The organism is Thalassotalea marina (assembly GCF_014656435.1).
GTDB lineage: Bacteria > Pseudomonadota > Gammaproteobacteria > Enterobacterales > Alteromonadaceae > Thalassotalea_C > Thalassotalea_C marina.
The window spans coordinates 1-21,296 of sequence record NZ_BNCK01000004.1 but is presented as its reverse complement, the minus strand read 5'-3'; the positions used below and the strand labels follow the sequence as shown (position 1 = coordinate 21,296).

Below are 21,296 nucleotides of genomic sequence, written 5' to 3'. Positions count from 1 at the left end.
TTGTTAACGAATTTTATAGAAGAGATTTCATGAGATATTTGCCTTTTTCTTTAAGTTTGCTCGCCCTACTGGCTGGTTGTCAAACAACAAGCTCGTCAAATGACGCAAACTTGCAAACCAATATAGATGAACATATTGACTGTTCACACGTCGCCTCTCCTGTTGACATAAGCTCAGCACTATATGCTGATGAAACCGCTGACATCATCCATCCTGTCAACGATGTCTCTATCCCTTTGACTGATGACACTAATATTAGTGAAGATGTTTGGCAACGCATACGCGACCAACTGGTGTTTGAAGTGCCAGAGAATCGACGCGTGGTAGTGCAACGTAACTGGTATGCCAATCATCAGGCTTACTTAGATCGCGTCGCAAAACGCGCAGAGCCTTTTTTACACTATATAGTGCAAGAGATTGAAAAAGCTGGTATCCCAATGGATATCGCCTTACTACCTATCGTAGAAAGCGCCTTTGATCCATTTGCTTACTCACATGGTCGAGCATCTGGTATGTGGCAGTTTGTTCCAGGTACTGGTACCCGTTTTGGCATGAAACAAAACTGGTGGTATGACGGGCGCAGAGATGTCATTGCATCAACCCAAGGTGCAATTAAGTATTTACAATACTTACATAAGTTTTTTGACGGTGATTGGTTGTTAGCGCTAGCAGCTTACAACTCCGGAGAAGGTAGGGTTCAACGTGCGGTTCGAAATAATAAAAAGCGCAATATTCCCACTGACTTTTGGTCGTTAGATTTACCTAAAGAAACCCGAGCATACGTGCCTAAATTATTAGCCATCGCTGATATTGTGAAACGTCCTGACGACTTCAACATTAAACTATTTCAAATCAAAGATAAGCCTGTTATATCTGCAGTAGATATAGGATCACAACTTGATTTAGCAAAAGCGGCTGAACTTGCAGGGTTATCCTTAAAAGAACTACAGCACTTAAACCCTGGTTTTAACCGCTGGGCAACTGATCCCAAAGGGCCTCATTATTTAGTTTTACCTAATCACAAAATTGAACAGTTTAAAACTGGTTTAAGCCAACTAAGTGATAAAGATCGACTTGCATGGCAAAGGTATCAAATTAAAAACGGCGACAGTTTAGGTAAAATCGCGAAAAAATTTAATACTGATATTGGCGTGATAAAACAAGTTAACAACATAACAGGAACTCGTATCCGAGCAGGCAAACACTTGTTGATCCCTGTTGCAGCTAGATCACTCGATCAATATATTTTATCGAGTGAACAACGTTTAGCTAAAACCCAAAATAAAGAGCGAGGCGCAGAAAAGCTAACCCATATAGTTAAATCTGGTGACACTTTCTGGGATATAAGCCGTGCTTATGGTGTAAATTACAAACAGTTAGCCAAATGGAATGGCATGGCGCCAAGAGATACTTTAAAACTTGGTCAGAAATTAGTGATTTGGCGAAAATCGAAAACAACCGCCCCAACCCAAACCAGCAGTGCACAGCAAAGTATTGTTCGTAATATTACCTATAAGGTAAGGCGTGGTGACTCATTTGCCCGTATCGCCAGTAAATTTAATGTCAGCATCGCACAAATTGAGCGCTGGAATAACATCAGTCGTTCAAAATATCTACAACCTGGCCAGTTGCTCAAACTTACTGTAGACGTGACTAACGCCATATAAAAAAAGCACCCTAGGGTGCTTTTTTTAACTATTAAACTCAAGTTAAACCAATAACTTAATCAATTCGGTATAACAACTAATAATGGCTTTAGGTGAAAAGGCTTTTAGCTGCACTTCGTTGTGAACACCGAAGGTAACCCCAATGCTGTCGACTCCAGCTTGCTGTGCCATTTCGAGATCGTAAGTCGTGTCACCTATCATCAAAGTGTCTGCAGGTAATACATTTAACTCTGTCATTATCTGCTCTAGCATTTGTGGATGCGGCTTAGATTCGCATTCGTAAGCGCATCTTGAACTGGTAAAGTAAACCCCCGTATTTGTCTCTTGCCATACACGTTCTAAACCATCTCGCGCTTTTCCTGTAGCAACAGCGAGCTCTTTGCCCTGCTGCTTTAGTGATTGAAAAAGCTCAATTGCATAATCAAAAATGGGAGTTGGCGTTTGGTCAACATTCACATAATGATGTTTGTAGCTTTCTTTAAGTGCTAATACCTGTGCCTGATCACTTTTGGGAAACAAGGTTTCAATGGCGACCGGTAAACTGAGCCCAATGATATTTCGAACCGCATCTTTTGCTGGAACATCACATCCTACATCAAGTGCGGCGCTTCGCATGGCTGAGACAATACGGTCTATCGAGTCCATCACCGTGCCGTCCCAGTCAAAAATAACTAATTTATAATGCTTCATTAAGGCTTTTCTTGCGTAAGTTTGTTCAATAGCTTTTGTAAACTTGGCTCAAGTGGCGCTTCAACCATTATGCGATTGTTTGTTAATGGGTGATTAAACTCAATGCTTGCGGCATGTAAAAATAAGCGACTAAGCCCCTGCTCTTTCATTTGTGCATCAAATTCTGGATGTCCATATTTTGGATCACAGGCAATAGGATGTCCCTTAGTTTGGCAATGCACCCGGATTTGATGTGTTCTACCCGTAACAGGAAAAGCTCGAACTAAAGTTGCACCTTTATAATATTGCAGTACTTTATAACGCGTTTCAGATTCCTTACCGTTGATATTGTCAACTACAACAATACGTTCACCTGATTTAAGATCGTTCTTTTTTAAACCTTCCGTTACACGCGTAAGTTTATTTGACCAACGACCTTTAACCAGTGCGTGGTAGAATTTCTGAACTTTCTTTTCACGTAACTGTTCGTGCAGATTTCTCAGTGCAGAGCGCTTTTTAGCCACCACTAAACAACCGGAAGTATCCCGATCAAGTCGATGGACTAATTCCAGCATGGTTGCTTGAGGTCTTAAAGCACGCAACGCTTCGATGACGCCAAAGTTTACGCCACTGCCACCGTGAACTGCCATGCCAGATGGTTTGTTGATCACCAGTAATCTGTCGTCTTCAAATAAAATTTGTTTTTCAAGATTAGCAACAACGTTTAATTGAGTAGACACTGTTGTTTGTTTTTCAGAAACACGAATAGGTGCAACACGAATAACATCTTCTGCAACTAACTTATATTCTGGTTTAGTACGTTTTTTATTAACACGAATTTCGCCTTTTCGTAAAAGACGATAAATCATACTTTTCGGAACCCCTTTTAGGGTTTTTAATAAATAATTGTCGATTCTTTGCCCGTCATCATCTTGTGTAACAGTGAAGAATCGAACTTGAGGTTTTGTCGTATCGTTCATAACGAAAGATTTTAACATAGTTTTTGTAAATATCGCCTAAATAAGATAACGATTTAATTGCCTTTTTCTCACAAAAAGTGGGATAATAGAAAAGTTGCGCTATATTTGAACATGCAACACGCAAAAACATGCTGTTAGCGAATCGTAAGAGGCAGTTTGCGGCCACTTTAAGTAAAGAAAAAATGACTTAAAAATGAAAGGCCTAATGTTAAGAATGACTTGAAAAACCTGTCAGCAGTAACATTAACAAATTGTCCAGCGCGAAAAAGCAATATTAAGTTAACGTTTTGTTTGCTCGATTATCATTTAAATAAAAACCTATAATTTTAGGCTATTAACGGGCAAACAAAATAATAAGCACAGCGCACTTGCTGAGCACATAATGAATTTTCGTAACGGCTACTAGCCGTTACGGCTAAACAATCAGATGAAAATAACAGCTTACTGCGTAAAAATGGCGCAGTAAGATTGACACCCGAGAGGCTGACAAAACGCTGTTAACATAGCGACAGATTGCTTTATGTACTAAGCAAATGGTGTGCTGTGACTAAAATTTTTATGAGTCACAGAAACTATGAAACGTATGTTAATCAATGCTACTCAGTCAGAAGAGCTAAGAGTAGCACTAGTTGACGGCCAACAACTTTATGATTTGGATATTGAAAGTCCAGGTCATGAACAAAAAAAGGCTAATATTTACAAAGCAAAAATCACCCGCATAGAACCTTCATTAGAAGCAGCTTTCGTCGACTACGGTGCAGAACGCCACGGTTTCCTACCGATGAAAGAAATTGCTCGCGAATACTTTCCAAAAGATTACACCTTTCAAGGCCGCCCTAACATCAAAGATGTGTTAACTGAAGGCCAAGAAGTCATTGTTCAGATTGATAAAGAAGAACGTGGCCAAAAAGGTGCAGCATTAACAACTTTTATTAGTTTAGCTGGTAGTTATTTAGTGTTAATGCCAAATAATCCAAGAGCTGGTGGTATTTCTCGCCGTATTGAAGGTGACGAGCGCACTGAATTAAAAGCGTCTTTAAGCAAGTTAGACCTGCCAAAAGGCATGGGTCTTATTGTACGTACAGCTGGTGTTGGTAAAGATTACGACGAATTAGAGTGGGATTTAAGCTTATTGCTTGATTACTGGAAGCGCATTTCAGAAGCGGCAGAAAGTAAAGCAGCTCCTTTCTTAATTCATCAAGAAAGTAACGTTATTGTACGTGCAATTCGCGACTACCTACGTCGTGATATTGGTGAAGTGCTAATCGATCGCCCTAAAACTTATCAAAGTGTTAAAGAGCGCATTGAAGTGATGCGTCCTGATTTCGCTAGCAAAGTTAAACTGTACACCAATGATGTGCCTTTATTCACACATTATCAGATAGAAACTCAAATAGAATCAGCGTTCCAGCGCGAAGTACGATTACCTTCGGGCGGCTCTATTGTTATCGATCCAACGGAAGCGATGACATCTATTGATATCAACTCTGCTCGTGCAACTAAAGGTGGTGATATTGAAGAGACCGCTTTTAATACAAACTTAGAAGCTGCAGATGAAATTGCGCGTCAATTAAGACTTCGCGACTTAGGCGGTTTAGTGGTTATCGACTTTATCGATATGACGCCAGTAAGACATCAGCGAGAAGTAGAAAATCGCATGCGTGAAGCAGTGAAGTCTGACCGCGCTCGAATTCAACTAGGTCGTATCTCACGATTTGGTTTATTAGAGATGTCACGCCAACGCTTGCGCCCTTCAATTGGTGAAACTAGCCAAAATGTTTGTCCAAGATGTAACGGTACAGGACATGTTCGCGGTATCGAATCACTAGCGCTTTCTGTTTTACGTTTAATGGAAGAAGAAGCCATTAAAGAAAACACTGAGTACGTTCAAACACAAGTACCTGTGCCAGTTGCTACTTATTTGTTGAATGAGAAGCGCCGTTCAGTGATGCATATCGAAAAACATCACAACGTACGTGTGTTAATTATTCCTAATCCAAATATGGATACGCCGCAATATGAAGTTCAGCGTATACGTAAAGACGAAAGTGTCGCTGATGCTAGCTATCAAACACCATTGACTGAATCTGCACCAGAAATTGCAGTAATGCCTAAGTTTGATAAATCAGCGACTAAAAAAGATGAGCCATTCTTGCAAGGTATGTCTTCACCTAAACAAGCACCAGCTGTTAAGAAGCAACAAACTAAACAAGAAGAAAAATCACCAGGCCTTATTGCTTCATTGCTAGGATGGATATCTTCGTTATTCTCTTCTGAAGATAAAGATCAACAAACGAAGAAAAACACACAACAACAATCTGGCCGTAAAGACTCTGATCGTCGTGGTCCAAGAAACCGCAATAATCAAAGAAACAAAAGCAGACAAGATCGTTCAGGTGAAAAGCGTAATGACAAACGTCAAGACAAACGTAAACCTGTAGAGGCAAACGACACTAAAGAAAGAGAAAATCAAAACAAGCAGGCTAAGAAGCCTCAAAATAGACAGCAAAAGCCACAGGAAGAGAAAGTAGCTGAAAAAAGGCAGCGCCGCAATAACCGTAAAAAAGTTAGAATAACCGACGACAAGCAACAAGCAGTTACTGATGCTACAACAACACCAGTTGAAGAAAAAGTTACGCAACCAACTTCTGTTAAAAAAGTTGAATCAGCAAACAATTCAGCAAAGGTGGTTGAAGCTAAAGAAAACGATGCGATTCAACAAGACACGCCTGTCGAAGGTAAGCCTCGTCAAGAGAAACCTCGTAACAGACGTTCACCACGTCACCTTCGCTCTCATGGTCAACGTAAACGTCAACAAGCTGGTAATGAGGAACAAGTAGTAGCAGAGCTGACATCAGATCCTGTCGAAGCGCGCTACCCTGAAGTTGTAGCACAGCCAGTTAACGATGCAGTTGAGCGCAAAGAAATTCAGCAAGACTTACCTTTAGAAACGCCGATGCCTGTTGAACCTGCGCAGCCAACTGAAGTTAGCGATGCGTCTATCCAAGAAACCAACGTTTCAGAAACAGACGTAAAAGCTGAAGAACAGAACAGCATCAACATTGAACAAAATGACGCTGAAACACCGTCGAAAAAAGCTGACAATGAAAATGCACAAGTGCAAGATACTGACGCTGAAGCAACATTGACACCAAGCACAACTGAGTTGCCAGAAACAGCTGAAATTGCTAGCGAGCAACAAAAAGAAACTGTTGAATCCGAACACGTTGAAAATGAGTCACTGGTAGTGGTTGAGGAAGAACAGCAAGCTGAAAAATCTCAGGAAGCTGAATCTGATGTTGAAACTGAACAAGTATCAGATGAAGCAACAGATTCGCCGAGTGAACTTGCGCCAATTCAAGATAAAACCGAAGCGGCAGTAAAGAAAACGGCTAAAAAGCAACAGGTTAAAGGTCATGCCTACAGTGCGATGACTAAAGCAGCCGCTGTTGACGCTATAAAAGATATTCCAACGCTATTTGCAAGTAACGAAGAACGTTTTTCGGTCATTGCATCAGGTAGAAGTGCGGTAATATCAGACGTTAAAAATAGAAGTCAATCAGGTCCTGTGAAACCTTAAGTACTTCTAAAGAAAAAGCCAACGTTATGTTGGCTTTTTTTATGTCTGAAAAATAGTAACTGAAACCAACAGGCATAATTCTATTTAATAAAACTTTAATGCGATGCTGCGCTTTTGATAACACCAGCTAATCATTAGATCAAGCTAATAGAATCATCTTGTTTTGATTGACTTTGATCTAACGTAACAAATCATTCGTTTTCCGTAGAGTGTTGTTAAATAACACAGTATAATACGCGGCAAAATTCCTACTACAGTTTTAATCAATGAAAACACCTTGGTATAAAGAGCCGTGGGCTTGGCTAGTTTTTTTTCTTCCTCTGTCTGCCGTCATTGCAGGTATAACAACGTTATTCATCGCTTTGTCAGATCCAGATGACCTAGTTGTTGGCGATTACTATAAAAAAGGTAAGGCCATCAATTTAGAAATCACTAAAATTAAACAAGCACAAAAGTTAGGTATTTCATTTGGCCTTAAATTTGTTGACGGCGAATTAGTGATTAAACCAACAGGAATTGAGAAAAAGTTTCCTTTGTTGAACGTTAATTTCTACCACCCTACGCTTGAAGAAAAAGATTTTTATCTCGCGCTTACCCAGGATGGTTCAGGTAACTTTCGCCATACTATTGAGCAGAATGTTGACGGTAAGTGGCGCATGACGATTACGCCATTTGAAAACAACTGGAAGATCCAAAATGTGATCACCTTGCCACAAACAGAATTTATCGACATTAAGCCTAGACCTATCGAAGCAAACTAAACGCTATGAATCAACCATGTTTCCATTGTGGGGAGCCTATTCCTAAAGGCTTCTCACTATTTGTTGCAATTGACGAACAAGAACAACCTATGTGTTGTGTTGGATGTCATGCCGTTGCCACGACTATCGTTGAAAATCAACTGACTGATTATTATCGCTATCGAACAGAAAACGCACCTAAAGGTGTTGAGCTAGTTCCAGAGCAACTAAAGAAGCAAGCTTTGTTAGACGAAGAAAGTTTACAAAGTGAATTTACTTATCATGAAGGTGATTTTAAAGAAGCTATTTTAACGGTAGAAGGTATTAGCTGCGCTGCCTGTGCTTGGCTTATTGAAATGCAAATTAATAAGCTAAAAGGTGTTGTCAGAATTAATGTAAATGCCACTACGCAGCGAGCTACGGTTAAGTGGGTTGATAGTGAAATCAAACTAAGTGAAATCCTCATCGCTATAGATAAAGTGGGATATCATGCGTTGCCATTCAAAGCGAGCGATGTAGAAGAAGCCAATCAAAAACAAAGTAAAACTTTCATCAAAAGACTAGGTGTATCCGGCATATTAATGATGCAAGTCATGATGATTGCTGTAGGCCTATATTTTGGTGCCTTTACTTATATGTCCGACACCATACACGTATACCTGCGTTGGACAAGTATGTTGTTAACCCTGCCTATTGTGACCTACGGTGCCTTCCCTTTTTATACTGGTGCTTTTAGAGCAATTAAAGCCAGAAGACTGTCGATGGATGTACCCGTATCTATCGCTATTATTCTCGCCTCTATTGCAAGCTGTTGGGCAACGATAATGCAAACTGGTGAAGTGTATTTTGAATCAGTTTCCATGTTTACCTTCTTATTGTTAATAGGCAAGTTTCTTGAGTTTAGAGCGAGAAACCGCGCTGCAGAAGTTTCGGCTAACCTGTTAAAACTCATGCCGTTAACAGCAACTAAAATTGGCGATAATGACCAAGAAGAATTTGTAGTTGCTCGAAAGTTAGTAGCAAACGATATCGTTATCGTAAAACCAGGTGAAACCATCCCAGCTGACGGCGTTATTACGCAAGGTGAAAGCCCTATTAATGAAGCGATGTTATCAGGAGAGCAATTACCTGTTAGCAAAACAATTGGGGATACAGTATTTGCCGGGACGGTAAACGGTGACGGTAATTTATTAGTTGAAGTTAAAAATGCAGGAAGCGCTTCGTTTTTAAGTCAGTTAATTAGAGTCAGTGAAGCGTCACAGGCTCACAAGCCAAAAATTGCGGAATTATCTGATAAAATAGCACAGTTTTTTGTCGCGTTAATTTTATTAACTTCCATTTTTACCGCGCTTTATTGGCAGCAACACCTGCCACACGAAGCATTTTGGATCACGCTTTCTGTACTAGTTGCCACCTGTCCATGTGCCCTGTCTTTAGCGACACCAACAGCTTTAACCTGTGGAACTACTCGCTTAAATCGTGCTGGGATCATGGTTAAGTCTGGTCATGTAATTGAAACACTACCTGAAATTAATGCTTTTGCATTTGATAAAACGGGAACGTTAACGACAGGCGATTTTGTGATTGATCAGGTGGAAATTCTTGAGCAATCTCTTTCTAAAGAGTCCGCTCTCGCTTATGCGGCAGCATTAGAAACACATTCTGAGCACCCTATTGCTAAAGCATTTGCAAGTTTTAGAGATTTCACAGTGAAATGCTCGAATATCGTCGTCACGCCAGGCAAAGGTATTACCGGAAATATTAATCAACAAGAAGTAAAAATTGGTAGCGCCAAATGGCTTGTAGCAGAAAGTGATTTGGCTAAATTTGCAAGCTATCCTTGTGTCATGACTATCAATGGAAAAATCAGTGCACTGTTTTCGTTGAGTGATCACATAAGAGAAGATGCAAGCGAGTTACTTGCAGAGTTAAAATCTCAAAATATTTATACCGCGATGTTATCAGGTGATAATGAAGCGGGCTGTACAAAAGTACAAAAGCAACTACAACTCGATGTGATGCACAGTCAGTTAAGTGCTGAAGAAAAAATGAAGATAATTCAGCAAATGCAACAAAACCATAAAGTCGCCATGGTTGGCGATGGTATCAATGACGCGCCAGTATTTGGTGCTGCACACGTATCAATTGCAATGGGAAGTGGTACAGACATCGCAAAAAATGGTGCTGATGTTATATTGCTTAATAACCACCTAAACACCATTTCGCTATTGAGAAATGTTGCCAAGAAAACACAAAGAATTGTTTGGCAAAATTATGGTTGGGCATTTGGATACAATGCTATTGTGTTACCATTAGCTGTATGTGGTTACATTACTCCTTATATGGCGGTAATTGGCATGTCACTAAGTTCAATATTGGTTATTACCAACTCATTACGACTGTTAAAAGTTAAAAAGGGTTAAGCTGATGAGCATAATTTATATTTTGATCCCGATCGCAATTTTACTAACCGCATTGGGTATTTACCTTTTTTTCTGGGCGGTTAAATCCAACCAATTTGACGATTTAGAAAAACAAGGACTTAGTATTTTATTTGAAGAAAAAGAAACAAATAAAACCGCTAAAGACTCTAAAGAAACATCACAAAGTAAAATAGACTGATTTATTCATGCAGCTAGATCTTATATCAGCTTTTGTTATTGGTCTGCTAGGCGCTGGGCACTGTATTGGCATGTGTGGTGGTATTACCACCATGCTAACAACTGCCATTGGTGCCAACAACACAAAAAAAACCAAGTTTATTGTTTTATATAATGTTGGTCGAATCTTCTCTTATAGTGTACTAGGTGCAATCGCGGGGTTTACCGGCTCACTTGCTGTTAAACAAATGGGTTTACCTGTTATTGTACTGAAAATACTTGCCGGAATTTTTTTAATTCTCTTAGGTCTTTATATTGCTCGCTGGTTGTTATTACTTAACTATATTGAAGCAACTGGCAAAGCACTTTGGCAAAAAATACAACCTTTAAGCAAACATCTTATTCCTGTCAATACAGCAAACAAAGCTTTGGGGTTAGGTGTACTTTGGGGCTGGCTACCCTGTGGATTAATTTATTCAACATTAACATGGTCTATTGCCAGTGGTAGTGCCTTACAAGGCTTTTTGATCATGTTTGCCTTCGGCTTAGGTACTTTACCAGCCCTATTGACCGTTTCCTTTGGCGCAACAAAAGTTAAGTCAATTCTAAGCATTAACTGGGTTCGCCAGCTTATTGGCATGGCCTTAATCATTTATGGAATAATTACACTAAAATTTGCATATCAGCTCCTGATTTAATAATATTCACCACTGTTAACCCCATATTGGAATCAGGGATATTATGTATAAGAGTCAATGCAATACCCAGCAGCACATACATTGCCAAAACTGCAGTATCAGCGAATTGTGTTTACCGTTTTCATTAAATGAGCAGGAGCTTGAAACTCTTGATCAAATTATTGATCGAAAACGCCCTATCCATAAAGGTGAGCAAATTTTCCAAGATGGCGAATCTATGAAAGCTCTGTATGCCATTCGTTCAGGCACTTTCAAAACCTTTACCGTGAATGAAAATGGTGAAGAACAGATTACTGGCTTTCACTTACCAGGCGACTTATTAGGGTTTGATGCCATCGCCAGTTCAGAGCACCCAAGTTTTGCTAAAGCCCTAGAAACGTCTATGGTTTGTGAAATTCCATACAATACATTAGATTCACTTTCTAACGAGATGCCAAAATTAAAGAAACAAATTTTGCGCATGATGAGCTCTGAAATTAAAACAGATCAAGAAATGCTTACGCTGTTAAACAGAAAAAACGCTGAGCAGCGTTTAGCAACCTTTTTAGCAACCTTAAGTAAGCGTTATCAAGAACGAGGTCTTTCATCTACAGAATTCAGATTGTCGATGACTCGTGGTGATATCGGTAACTATATTGGCCTAACGGTTGAAACCATTAGCCGATTATTAAATCGTTTTCATAAAAATGATTTAATTAAAGTTGAAGGTAAACTGATCACTATTTTAGATCTAGAAAAATTACGTGAGTGTGCTGCGCTATAGCACACTCCCCCCATCCCTGTTCTTTTCTGCATATTCTCCAAGTACTTGTAAACAAAATTTGACCAATATCTTTTTTTTATTTAATGTCATCATTGATTTAAAACAATTATTTTGAGTGCGGCAAATGTCATACTCGCTATAATGAAAATTGAACCTTAGTTGAATCGGAGTCAATGATGGAGAAATATCAAAAAATTCTAGCCGTTATAGATCCTACTACCGACAACCAAAAGGCGCTAAAACGTGCTGTTGAATTAGCTCAAAAAACTAAAGCAACCATAACTGCCTTTTTGTCTATTTATGACTTTTCATATGAAATGACCACTATGTTGTCTAGTGAAGAGCGTGAAGCTATGCGCCAATCTTTGATTAACGATAGACACGAATGGTTGAAAGAACTGATTAACGACATTAATCACCCAGATATCGTGATTAACAGTGAGGTTGTTTGGCACAATAGACCCTTTGAGCCCATCATAGAGCAAGTACTTCACAATGGTTACGATATTGTGATTAAAGGTACACATGAGCACGACAAACTCAAAGCTGTAATATTTACCCCTACCGACTGGCATATTCTACGCAAATGCCCTTGCCCTGTGCTTTTGGTTAAAGATCATCAGTGGCCAGCACATGGCAATATATTAGCATCACTTAACGTTGGCAGTGATGAGTCTGAACATCAATCATTAAACAATATCATTACTGAAGAAGCTGTTAATTTAGGTAATTTAATCAACGGTAATGTGCATCTAGTTAATTCATACCCTGGTACGCCGGTAAACATAGCAATAGAAATTCCAGAGTTTAACGCCAATGAATATAATGACTCTATGCGACAATATCATCATCAAGCGATGCAAGAACATGCGGTAAAATTTGGTATCAGCCCCGAAAATACCCATGTAATGGAAGGTTTACCTGAAGATGTTATCGAACAAGTATCTACTGAGTTAGACGCTGAGCTGGTCATATTAGGAACTATTGGCCGTACAGGATTGTCGGCAGCTTTAATCGGCAATACTGCGGAACATGTTATTGATAAGCTAAATTGTGATGTTTTAGCGTTAAAACCAGATGGCTACCAATCGCCACTGCAAGAATAAGCGACATTTACACAAAAAAAATAACCAGCTTTTGCTGGTTATTTTTTATCTAAACTCAACATACAAACTTACTTTTAAGCGCTATAAAGTTTGTTAAAGTTCTTTACGTTCCATCCAATCATGACTTCATTACCAATTTTTAAAACTGGTACTGAACGAGCGCCTATAGCGTCAAGCTCTTTGCGCCCACGTTGCATTTTTGCATTGGTTAGTCGGTATTGAATGCCTTTATCATCTAAATATTTTTTGGCTTCACGGCAATGTGGACATTTATCGGTTACATATAAAACAACGCGCTTCATGGTTGGCCTTAACACTAATTTTCAATTCAGTTATTTTACTCAACTGTTCAAACTTAACAAAGCCATTTAGACAGATTAGATGGCTACACCTGTTTCTTACACGACTGAATTAAACATTTATACAAACCGGTATTACCATCGGGTAGGTTAAGCATCAAAAACTGAGTTCAATAATTATCTGCTTTATTTCAATTCAACAAACTTCGCATTATAATACGCCCCATTTTTCTCATACGCAGTATTAAACATGACGAGCGAAGATAACCGCAAGGCTTTATACGAAGCCAATAAACTTCAAAAACGCCTACGCAGTAAAGTTGGTAAAGCCATAGCTGACTTCAATATGATTGAAGAAGGTGACGTTGTGATGGCGGCGATCAGTGGTGGTAAAGATTCATTTGCCATGCTCGATATATTGTTAAGTTTAAAAAAATCTGCACCAGTCAATTTTGAAGTGATAGCAGTTAACTTAGATCAAAAACAGCCGGGCTTCCCTGAGCATATTTTACCCGCTTATTTTGAATCCTTAGATATCCCCTACTATATCGTTGATAAAGACACGTACTCAATCGTTAAAGAAAAGGTTCCTGAAGGCAAAACAACCTGTGGTCTTTGCTCTAGGTTAAGACGTGGCACACTTTACTCGTTTGCTGAAAAAATTGGCGCAACTAAAATCGCCTTAGGCCATCACATGGATGATATTGTTGAAACCTTGTTCCTCAATATGTTTTTTGGTTCGAAACTTAAAGCTATGCCACCAAAGCTACGTGCTGACGATAATCGCAACATTGTCATTCGTCCGATGAGCTATTGTCGCGAAAAAGACTTAGAGCGTTTTGCTGAAATACGCGAATACCCAATTATTCCTTGTAACCTTTGTGGCTCTCAAGAAAACTTGCAACGTCAAAACATTAAAGCGATGTTAAATGCATGGGATAACCAAACACCTGGTCGTGTTGATAACATTTTTAAATCATTAATGAATGTTAGTCCAAGCCAATTAGCTGATGTGAATTTATTTGATTTCGTTAACTTGCCAATTGATAGGGAACAACCTAGGCAAGTATATGACTTCTCAAAAGAAACTGTCTCTTCCACCAATATTGACGAGTCGTTAATCATTAACGTTACCCACCAATAGCAAATAAAAGTTTTGCAAAAAAAAAAGCGCTGATTTATTCAGCGCTTTTTCTTATGTACTCTTGATTGTGCCTCAGCATTTCTGATATTTCTAACACATAGTCTGTGCCTCTTTCAGAATATGGTAACAACCCCGTTGCCAGCAGGTCAGCTGCTAATGGTTGATCGTTTTCTCTAAGTTGGCTTCTAATCTGCCTAAATACTTGATAAGCCGAGTTGGTATTTATATTTTTAATATAATGTGCAATGGCTTTTTCAACCGAAGTAAACGCGGCTACTTCATGTTTTAATCCTTCAGTTCTGCTGTTTGGTACCATGCCACAGCCTTTTTTGTAACACCACACACCAAAAAAGTTTAAGCCAATACGAGCAAAGCGAGATGTCCCCCAAGCAGATTCATTTGCAGCTTGAACAAGCACAAGTGACGTTGGAATTTGATCTACGCGCATTAACAAAGCAGCAATTTTGCTTTTATCGCTTGATGAGGTTTTAACTTTGTATTTTTTTGCTAGTTTATCTAGCTGTTTTTTATCACTGTTAGATAGCTTTTTGCCATCATTGATTTGTTGACGCCACAACAGCAAAGTATCGCGATTTTCTTTGATACGAGCATTTTCAGCATCAACTGAAGGTTTTAGAAACGAAAAAAACGCGAGCTTTTTTTGTTCGATATCGCTAATCGCAGCAAAATCGGGAAGATCAACGTCATGTAAAGGCTGTTCTTCCTCGGGTAATTCTTGTCCGTCATCAACTACCTTTTCCATTCCTTTAGGTTTATATGATGATTGGTCTGATAGTGGCTTAATCAATGCGTATGCAAATATCACTGCCAACATTAATAAAACAATGTTATTGATATATTTCATAAAAATTCCGTACGGCTGGTTAAGCTGAAAATGTCGAGTCTACCGACCCTGACGTCCCTTTACTTAAGGCTAGCTGCATTCCAAATATTTCGCGATATAAAATTCCTTTTACGTTGTAAAACATTGGAGCCAGAAAACTTAAGATCAATATGGTGATCACACCACCAACCATTGGCACACCACTGCTAGCAAATAGCTGCACTGGCACAAAACATAACACAAAGATGAAAAATAACGCTAAATAAATAGCAAACAAGCTAAACCATTGATGTCTGGTCGCCTGAAGAGAAACCATGATGGCTTTTACTGGCGACATGCGCTTTTCAGCAACTAATGGTAAAACCAGCGAAAGCGCGACAATTAGGTATACGCCTGGCAAAATTAGCAAACTTAGCCCAATGCTGGTTAGAGTCGAAGCAAATAAAGCACAAATCGCTACCCAACTGCCCCTTTTTAAAAAGCCAAATACTAATTTAGGGTGTGTTTTAATGCCTACAGAGTGAAATACCCCCATCATTTCAACACCAACGAGAAATGGATAAATGATTAAAGTAACGACAATATTGAGCAGAGTAAAAGCTTGTTGATCTTTAAAAATTGCTTCGATACCACCAAAATATTGACTGACCGTAAAGGTGATCAACATGCCTAGTGCTATACAAAACATCAAACCTAAGTTGATTGAAATACGTGATGCTTTTGTGAGTTGCCACCCTTCTGACAATACAGCTTTCACATCAATACGATATTCTCCCTTTACCGCTTTTTCAACAGTACCACCTACTTGTATAACAGAGTGTTCTTCCACGTAATGCCCTTTCAATTTTTTAAAATTCTCTTTAGCGTTATCTACTAAAATAACGCCAAACAGGGCCGATTATACCGAAATAGCACAGGTTATTAAAAACTAATTTGGTAACATTTATACTTTAGACAGGATCTCATTCATTACATTTTTAAAAAAATCCGACCCTTTTTCTCTAGCAAGTGCGATATTATTTGTCGGAATGTTTTCTGGATTTTTATATACAGCGAGCACCTTCTCCATACTCTCTTCGCGAATAATATGTATGGTTGGCAATGGTGATCTATTAGTTGAGTTTGACGCATCATTTTTATCTTCTCCCTCAAATACATAATCAGGATGGAAGCTAGCAAGTTGAAAAATGCCTTCAAACCCTAAACTAAACACCATTTCATTTGCGATATCGAGTAAATCTAAATAATCTTCAAAGTCGTCAAACCCTTGATTACAAATAAACAATGTAGTTTCAATTTCTGCATGATTTGACAGATAAAGACACTGTTTAGCAAAGTCCTCTATTGCTCTTTTAAGGTCTTGTGAGCTATGCACATGGTAGTGCACGGTATTATTTACAAACTCTTTTTTAGCAAATGGGCAAAAGTTTAAATCAATTATGATTTTCTCTAGCCATAACTTTGTTGCCTCTATGGCTTGTTGTTCATTTAATTTATTCATGGTGACTACTTTGTTGAATTGTCCACATTTGCGCATATTTTCCATTGCGCTCTAAAAGTGACTTATGTGTGCCTTGTTCAATTATTTGCCCTTTATCCATCACGACAATAAGGTTAGCATCGACGATGGTAGACAATCGATGTGCAATTACAATACTTGTATGACCCTTGGCGATATCGGCAAAAGCTGACAACACTGCCTTTTCAGATTGGCTATCAAGCGATGATGTTGCTTCGTCAAAAATTAAGATTTTTGGATTTTTTAAAATAGCCCTAGCTATCGCAACTCGCTGTTTTTCCCCGCCCGATAATTTTAATCCTCGCTCTCCTACTTTTGTCTCAATGCCATCAGGAATTGACGCGACAAAATCAGTAAGGTGCGCTAACTCAATGGCTTTCATTACTTGCTCATCGCTTGCAAGCACATTGCCGTAGCGAACGTTTTCAAGTAAAGAGTCATTAAATAACACAGTATCTTGTGGTACGACACCTATGTGAGATCGCAAACTGTGCTGGGTAACTGATTGAATGTTTTGATCGTCAATTAAAATTTCCCCTTGCTGAGCATCATAAAAACGAAACAAAACCTTAACCAGCGTAGACTTACCAGAGCCACTTTCACCAACAATAGCCACTTTGTTGCCTGAGGCTACGGTTAAACTCACATTTTTTAGAATAGGCCTGTCAGGGTGGTAATTAAAACTGACATTAGAAAACTTAATTTCGCCTCGTTGCAAATTCAGTTCTTTGGCATCATCTTGGTCAACAACCTTTGGTGTTTTACCCAACAAACTAAACATTTGTTCTATGTTGGCCAACGACCCCTTAATTTCACGATAAACAAAACCTAAGAAGTTTAATGGCATAAACAATTGCATCATAAAGGCATTGATTAAAACAAAATCACCTAGCGTCATTTGGTTATGCGTTACCTGATATGCAGCAAGCCCAAGCATACAAGTCATTGAAATTGCAATAATAACGGCTTGACCACCATTTAATGCAAACAGTGATAGCCTATTTTGAATTTTGGCCTTCTCCCAACTCGCCAATTGTTGATCATAAGCATTGGCTTCATGCTGCTCATTAGTAAAATATTTTACCGTTTCATAATTTAATAAACTGTCGATGGCTCGAGTATTGCTCGATGAATCGGCTTTGTTTGCTGCGCGGACAAAGCGTGTTCGCCATTCCGTTGCATAAACGGAATATGTGATATAACTCACAATCGCTAATAAAGTAATGAGCGCAAACCAAACACCATAGTTGTAAAGTAAGATACCTATCACCATGGTAATTTCTATTAAGGTTGGTACGATATTAAACACCATAAAACGCATTAAAAAACTAATGCCAGAAGTACCCCTGTCAATATCACGCGAAATCCCACCAGTTTGTCGATTTAAGTGAAAATCCAAATCCATTTGGTGTAAATGTTTAAACACTTTTAAACCAATTCGTCGAATCGCCCTTTCAGTGACTCGTCCAAACAAGGTATCTCGAATTTCAGCAAACAATACGATGGTTAAACGTACCAAACCATATGCCGCAACTAGCCCTAAAGGCACTAAATAAATTTGATTTTCTTTTTGCGTATCTAAGGTATCTACAATATCTTTCAAGATAAATGGCAAATAGACGCTAGCAATTTTAGTGAGAATCAAACACAGCATTGCTAATGCTATGCGCACTTTAAATTCTAGTAGGTAAGGCACTAACATTTTAACAACTTGCCAGTTAAAACCTTCTACATCTTGATTATCGTGTTTAAATCTTCTCATGGTAAGAGTACTATAATGATGAGGTGCGCACTTTAACTGCATACCTTAACCTATACAAGTTGAAGTGATAAGTTAATTTCTAATCGACAAACACTAAAGAGGTTTTGTGCTTTCAATCTTAGGTAATTTAATAGATCGTTGTATATTCACACTAATGTTTATATGTGGTGTTCAACTACCGGCTTTTATTCAACACTATTTTCAACGGGTATACGGGCATTTCAACGAAGCTAAACTGCAGCTATCGCATTATCAAGCAGTGGCAGATATACACTTCCAAGGCGACTTAAGCTTGCTAGTTGAAAGCTTTAAACAAAACTCTGAGCAAGCCGTTGTTCATTCAGCGAGTATTATTGAACAACTTATTCAACGCGTAGATTATTTATCCGAGCAAATTACCGGATTAAAACAGGAAAGTTACTTAGAGCAAATTAAATTCCTCGTTCAGCAAATAGATATAGAAATTGCGCAGCAAACCCTTACTGAGTTTACCTTAAACATTCCATTAACGGTTGAAGCACTTTCAACCGGGCTAATTGTTGCTTTTTTATTTTTACTAATTAAGGGCACGTTCATTTTAACTGGGCAAAAATGCTATCAATTGACAAGCAAAAAAACTCACAACGTTAATTTGTAAGGTCCAAATAAACCACACATCATCTTGCTTATACTCAACAAACTGTGATGTGTGTTTATAAGGGCGAGTTGGTCTTTCAAATTTGATGTTGCAGCAGTTTGTTGGATATTTGTGCTAGGCGGTTCTTTTGATGTGTGGCTATCCCACATGATAAAGCACCAACACAGTAGAAATAACAGTAAAGATCAACACGCCCTACTGTATTTGATCTCATTAAAAGATAAAATCTCCGAAAAAATAACGTAGTCAGACTATTTTATAAAAACAAGGAATAACAAATTGAATAAGATAACGTTAGCTTTTATTAGCTCCGCCATTTTATTAACCGGTTGCTCAACAATGGATGCTCAAGATTGCCAATCTGCAAACTGGGAAATGATCGGAATGAAAGACGGTGAGAATGGAAAGTTGCTTTCAACGTTTGGCGAGTATTCTCAACAATGTAATGAATTTGGTGTTAACGCAAACCGTCAATTATATGAAAAAGGCAGAGATTACGGTTTAACCACGTTCTGTACAAAAGATAGAGGCTTTAGCGAAGGTCGACAACAAAACCAAAACAATAATGTTTGTCCTGCACCACTTCAGTCAGCATTTAATCAAGGTTATGGTATTGGCCTTAAATACGCTGCGATTAGCCGAGAGATATCTAATATCGAATCGGAAATTTGGTCATTAAATGATACTATAAAAGACAAGAATAAAGCATTGGAAAAACAAGAAAAACAATTAGACCAGCAAGAAGATGTTGTCGCAGCTACTAAAGCCTACTTAAAAGATTTTAAAAAAGCGCAAAAACGCATCACTAAATGGAAAGTTCAAATAGAACAATTGAAACATGAGCTGGCCGTTCAAGAATATCAGTACCAAGAATTGGTGAATCAGTTTGGTTATCAATAACATCGTTATCGGGGCATACTTTGCCCCGCTGTTTCCCGCTACTATGGTTGATATGCTTAATTAGTGTCACGTCAGTTAAACGCTCACCTGTATTAAATAATTAGACAATCAACGAATAAATTAAATAAATCTTAACTTGAACTGTCAGATCCAACTAGCAGATCTTATTCTATTTGACAGTCTCATTTGTGCTTTGAGTTCAACTGGTCGATGTAACGCCGCGTTATAGGGCTAAGTAATAGTTGGCTAACATGTGAAACAAAGAGGAATCGAGCAAGCTTTACGTGTCCCGTTACTTTATGCGCTTGATATATTGCACTTACCAAAGATTATGACTATCTCCGTACCTGATAGCACAACCTGTTATATAAGAAGCTATAAATAAGCCAGCAACCGCAAATTTATTTTCAAAATAAAACAAAGCTATTAATCCAAAGATAAGTATGGAAAATTCAGCAAACAACTGGTTTCGTCTTGATGTAATACCGAAAAACAAAAACCTAAACCACAAAGGTTGCATTGCCCAGTTTTCCAATTTTTTATCAATCATTGTTATTTCCTCCGTAAGTCTATTGATATCAATCTCAAATACAGAGGCGAGAGATTTTAGGGTTTCTATACTGGCACTTTGACCACTTTCAACACGCTGGATGGTTCTTATGCTAAGTCCACTCAACATTGCTAGCTGTTCTTGTGACCATTTTTTTTCAGCTCTTAATTTTTTAACTAACATGATTAATCCTCGTTACTCTGAATGATAATAATGTCAAAAAACTATACTGACGGCTACGAAATGAACCTGACAATATGCCGACAGTGCTGATTTGGGCAATATAACGCCGCAAATAAACGGCTAAAAATAGTTGGCTAAAATTTGTGAGGAACGAACAAAGCCAACTGTTTTTTGTCCGCACTTTTTAATTTGCATTGTTATGTGACTAGCTCAAAGTCATAACTGATAACTAACTGCTCAAGAAAAGTGCTTATCCCATTTCTCGAGTCACTGACAATATCTATATCACCAGTATCAGCGCAGTATTGCAGTGTTACTTCAGTGTCACCGTAATTATAAACTTCAATAAACTCTGCAAACGGTAATAATTTGGAGCTGGCTTTATGTGATGCAATCTCGTTTGCAGCACTTTTCAGACTCTCAAATGCCATCCAGCCATCGTAATCATTATTTTTATCTTCAATGATTACGGCTAGCAACCGACCATCTGTTTCGTACTTCCGAATGTTGATTTTCACAATAGTCACATAACGAATGATATGGACTCCCCACTCGGCATCAATGTGCCATAGTGAAGTTGATAAAGAGCTTCAATTGAGGAGAGTCCATATGTCACTAATTAAAGCAATTGGCATCGATTTAGCCAAATCTGTGT

At 38.5% G+C, this 21,296-nt stretch carries 20 protein-coding genes; 11 read left to right on the top strand and 9 right to left on the bottom strand.

All coding sequences use genetic code 11. From position 1 onward, the window contains the following. The first annotated feature begins 29 nt into the window (after positions 1 to 29). Positions 30 to 1,667, top strand: coding sequence for a lytic transglycosylase (locus IE199_RS09280; protein ID WP_189769594.1), 1,638 nt, complete (start codon positions 30 to 32; stop codon positions 1,665 to 1,667). Positions 1,668 to 1,709: 42 nt separating this feature from the next. On the opposite strand, the gene IE199_RS09275 is transcribed toward IE199_RS09280, so the two are convergent. After that, entirely contained in the window at positions 1,710 to 2,357 is a 648-nt protein-coding gene (locus IE199_RS09275; RefSeq protein WP_189769592.1) for an HAD-IA family hydrolase, read from the bottom strand. Next, positions 2,357 to 3,316: a 23S rRNA pseudouridine(955/2504/2580) synthase RluC gene (gene rluC, locus IE199_RS09270; protein WP_229854633.1), complete on the bottom strand. Its 960-nt coding sequence runs from the start codon at positions 3,314 to 3,316 to the stop codon at positions 2,357 to 2,359. The genes IE199_RS09275 and rluC overlap by 1 nt, the downstream gene beginning before the upstream one ends. A gap of 574 nt (positions 3,317 to 3,890) precedes the next feature. Between rluC and rne the strand changes: the two genes are divergently transcribed. From rne to uspE, 7 genes are all read left to right on the top strand, one after another. Beyond that, a complete protein-coding gene (gene rne, locus IE199_RS09265) occupies positions 3,891 to 6,896 on the top strand; it encodes a ribonuclease E (RefSeq protein ID WP_189769588.1) in 3,006 nt (1,001 codons plus the stop codon). Between the two features lie 266 nt (positions 6,897 to 7,162). Then, the gene (locus IE199_RS09260; protein ID WP_189769586.1) at positions 7,163 to 7,657 is read left to right on the top strand and encodes a FixH family protein; all 495 of its coding nucleotides are present in this window, start codon (positions 7,163 to 7,165) and stop codon (positions 7,655 to 7,657) included. A gap of 5 nt (positions 7,658 to 7,662) precedes the next feature. Then, the gene (locus tag IE199_RS09255) at positions 7,663 to 10,059 is read left to right on the top strand and encodes a heavy metal translocating P-type ATPase (protein WP_189769584.1); all 2,397 of its coding nucleotides are present in this window, start codon (positions 7,663 to 7,665) and stop codon (positions 10,057 to 10,059) included. Between the two features lie 4 nt (positions 10,060 to 10,063). After that, a complete protein-coding gene (gene ccoS / locus IE199_RS09250) occupies positions 10,064 to 10,258 on the top strand; it encodes a cbb3-type cytochrome oxidase assembly protein CcoS (protein ID WP_189769582.1) in 195 nt (64 codons plus the stop codon). A gap of 7 nt (positions 10,259 to 10,265) precedes the next feature. Next, on the top strand, positions 10,266 to 10,934 hold the full coding sequence (locus tag IE199_RS09245; protein WP_189769574.1) for a sulfite exporter TauE/SafE family protein: 669 nt from the start codon (positions 10,266 to 10,268) through the stop codon (positions 10,932 to 10,934). A 43-nt stretch (positions 10,935 to 10,977) separates the two neighbouring features. Then, positions 10,978 to 11,697 carry a fumarate/nitrate reduction transcriptional regulator Fnr gene (fnr, locus tag IE199_RS09240; RefSeq protein WP_189769572.1) on the top strand — a complete coding sequence of 240 codons (720 nt, stop codon included), beginning with the start codon at positions 10,978 to 10,980 and terminating at the stop codon, positions 11,695 to 11,697. 176 nt (positions 11,698 to 11,873) lie between these two features. Then, a complete protein-coding gene (gene uspE / locus IE199_RS09235; RefSeq protein ID WP_189770568.1) occupies positions 11,874 to 12,803 on the top strand; it encodes a universal stress protein UspE in 930 nt (309 codons plus the stop codon). Between the two features lie 74 nt (positions 12,804 to 12,877). Here the strand turns inward: uspE and IE199_RS09230 are convergent, their stop codons facing one another. After that, entirely contained in the window at positions 12,878 to 13,105 is a 228-nt protein-coding gene (locus IE199_RS09230) for a glutaredoxin family protein (RefSeq protein WP_189769570.1), read from the bottom strand. A gap of 247 nt (positions 13,106 to 13,352) precedes the next feature. On the opposite strand from IE199_RS09230, the gene ttcA reads away from it, so the two are divergent. Further along, positions 13,353 to 14,246, top strand: coding sequence for a tRNA 2-thiocytidine(32) synthetase TtcA (gene ttcA, locus IE199_RS09225; RefSeq protein ID WP_189769568.1), 894 nt, complete (start codon positions 13,353 to 13,355; stop codon positions 14,244 to 14,246). Positions 14,247 to 14,280: 34 nt separating this feature from the next. Here the strand turns inward: ttcA and IE199_RS09220 are convergent, their stop codons facing one another. From IE199_RS09220 to IE199_RS09205, 4 genes are all read right to left on the bottom strand, one after another. Then, positions 14,281 to 15,111: a glucosaminidase domain-containing protein gene (locus IE199_RS09220; protein ID WP_189769567.1), complete on the bottom strand. Its 831-nt coding sequence runs from the start codon at positions 15,109 to 15,111 to the stop codon at positions 14,281 to 14,283. Positions 15,112 to 15,130: 19 nt separating this feature from the next. Continuing rightward, positions 15,131 to 15,919: a hypothetical protein gene (locus IE199_RS09215; protein ID WP_189769565.1), complete on the bottom strand. Its 789-nt coding sequence runs from the start codon at positions 15,917 to 15,919 to the stop codon at positions 15,131 to 15,133. 114 nt (positions 15,920 to 16,033) lie between these two features. Beyond that, a complete protein-coding gene (locus IE199_RS09210) occupies positions 16,034 to 16,591 on the bottom strand; it encodes a DUF1415 domain-containing protein (RefSeq protein WP_189769563.1) in 558 nt (185 codons plus the stop codon). Continuing rightward, positions 16,584 to 18,371, bottom strand: coding sequence for an ABCB family ABC transporter ATP-binding protein/permease (locus IE199_RS09205; RefSeq protein WP_189770566.1), 1,788 nt, complete (start codon positions 18,369 to 18,371; stop codon positions 16,584 to 16,586). Before IE199_RS09205 ends, IE199_RS09210 begins: the two co-directional genes overlap by 8 nt. Positions 18,372 to 18,477: 106 nt before the next feature. Here IE199_RS09205 and IE199_RS09200 point away from each other — a divergent pair, with 106 nt between their 5' ends. Continuing rightward, the gene (locus IE199_RS09200; protein WP_189769561.1) at positions 18,478 to 19,008 is read left to right on the top strand and encodes a DUF2937 family protein; all 531 of its coding nucleotides are present in this window, start codon (positions 18,478 to 18,480) and stop codon (positions 19,006 to 19,008) included. Positions 19,009 to 19,287: 279 nt separating this feature from the next. Then, complete coding sequence (locus tag IE199_RS09195; protein WP_189769559.1) at positions 19,288 to 19,908, top strand: DUF2799 domain-containing protein; 621 nt, start codon at positions 19,288 to 19,290, stop codon at positions 19,906 to 19,908. A gap of 319 nt (positions 19,909 to 20,227) precedes the next feature. Here the strand turns inward: IE199_RS09195 and IE199_RS09190 are convergent, their stop codons facing one another. Beyond that, positions 20,228 to 20,641: a helix-turn-helix domain-containing protein gene (locus IE199_RS09190; RefSeq protein WP_189769558.1), complete on the bottom strand. Its 414-nt coding sequence runs from the start codon at positions 20,639 to 20,641 to the stop codon at positions 20,228 to 20,230. A gap of 197 nt (positions 20,642 to 20,838) precedes the next feature. After that, positions 20,839 to 21,159 (bottom strand): hypothetical protein, encoded by a 321-nt coding sequence (locus IE199_RS09185; protein ID WP_189769556.1) that lies wholly within the window; start codon positions 21,157 to 21,159, stop codon positions 20,839 to 20,841. Positions 21,160 to 21,296: the final 137 nt, after the last annotated feature.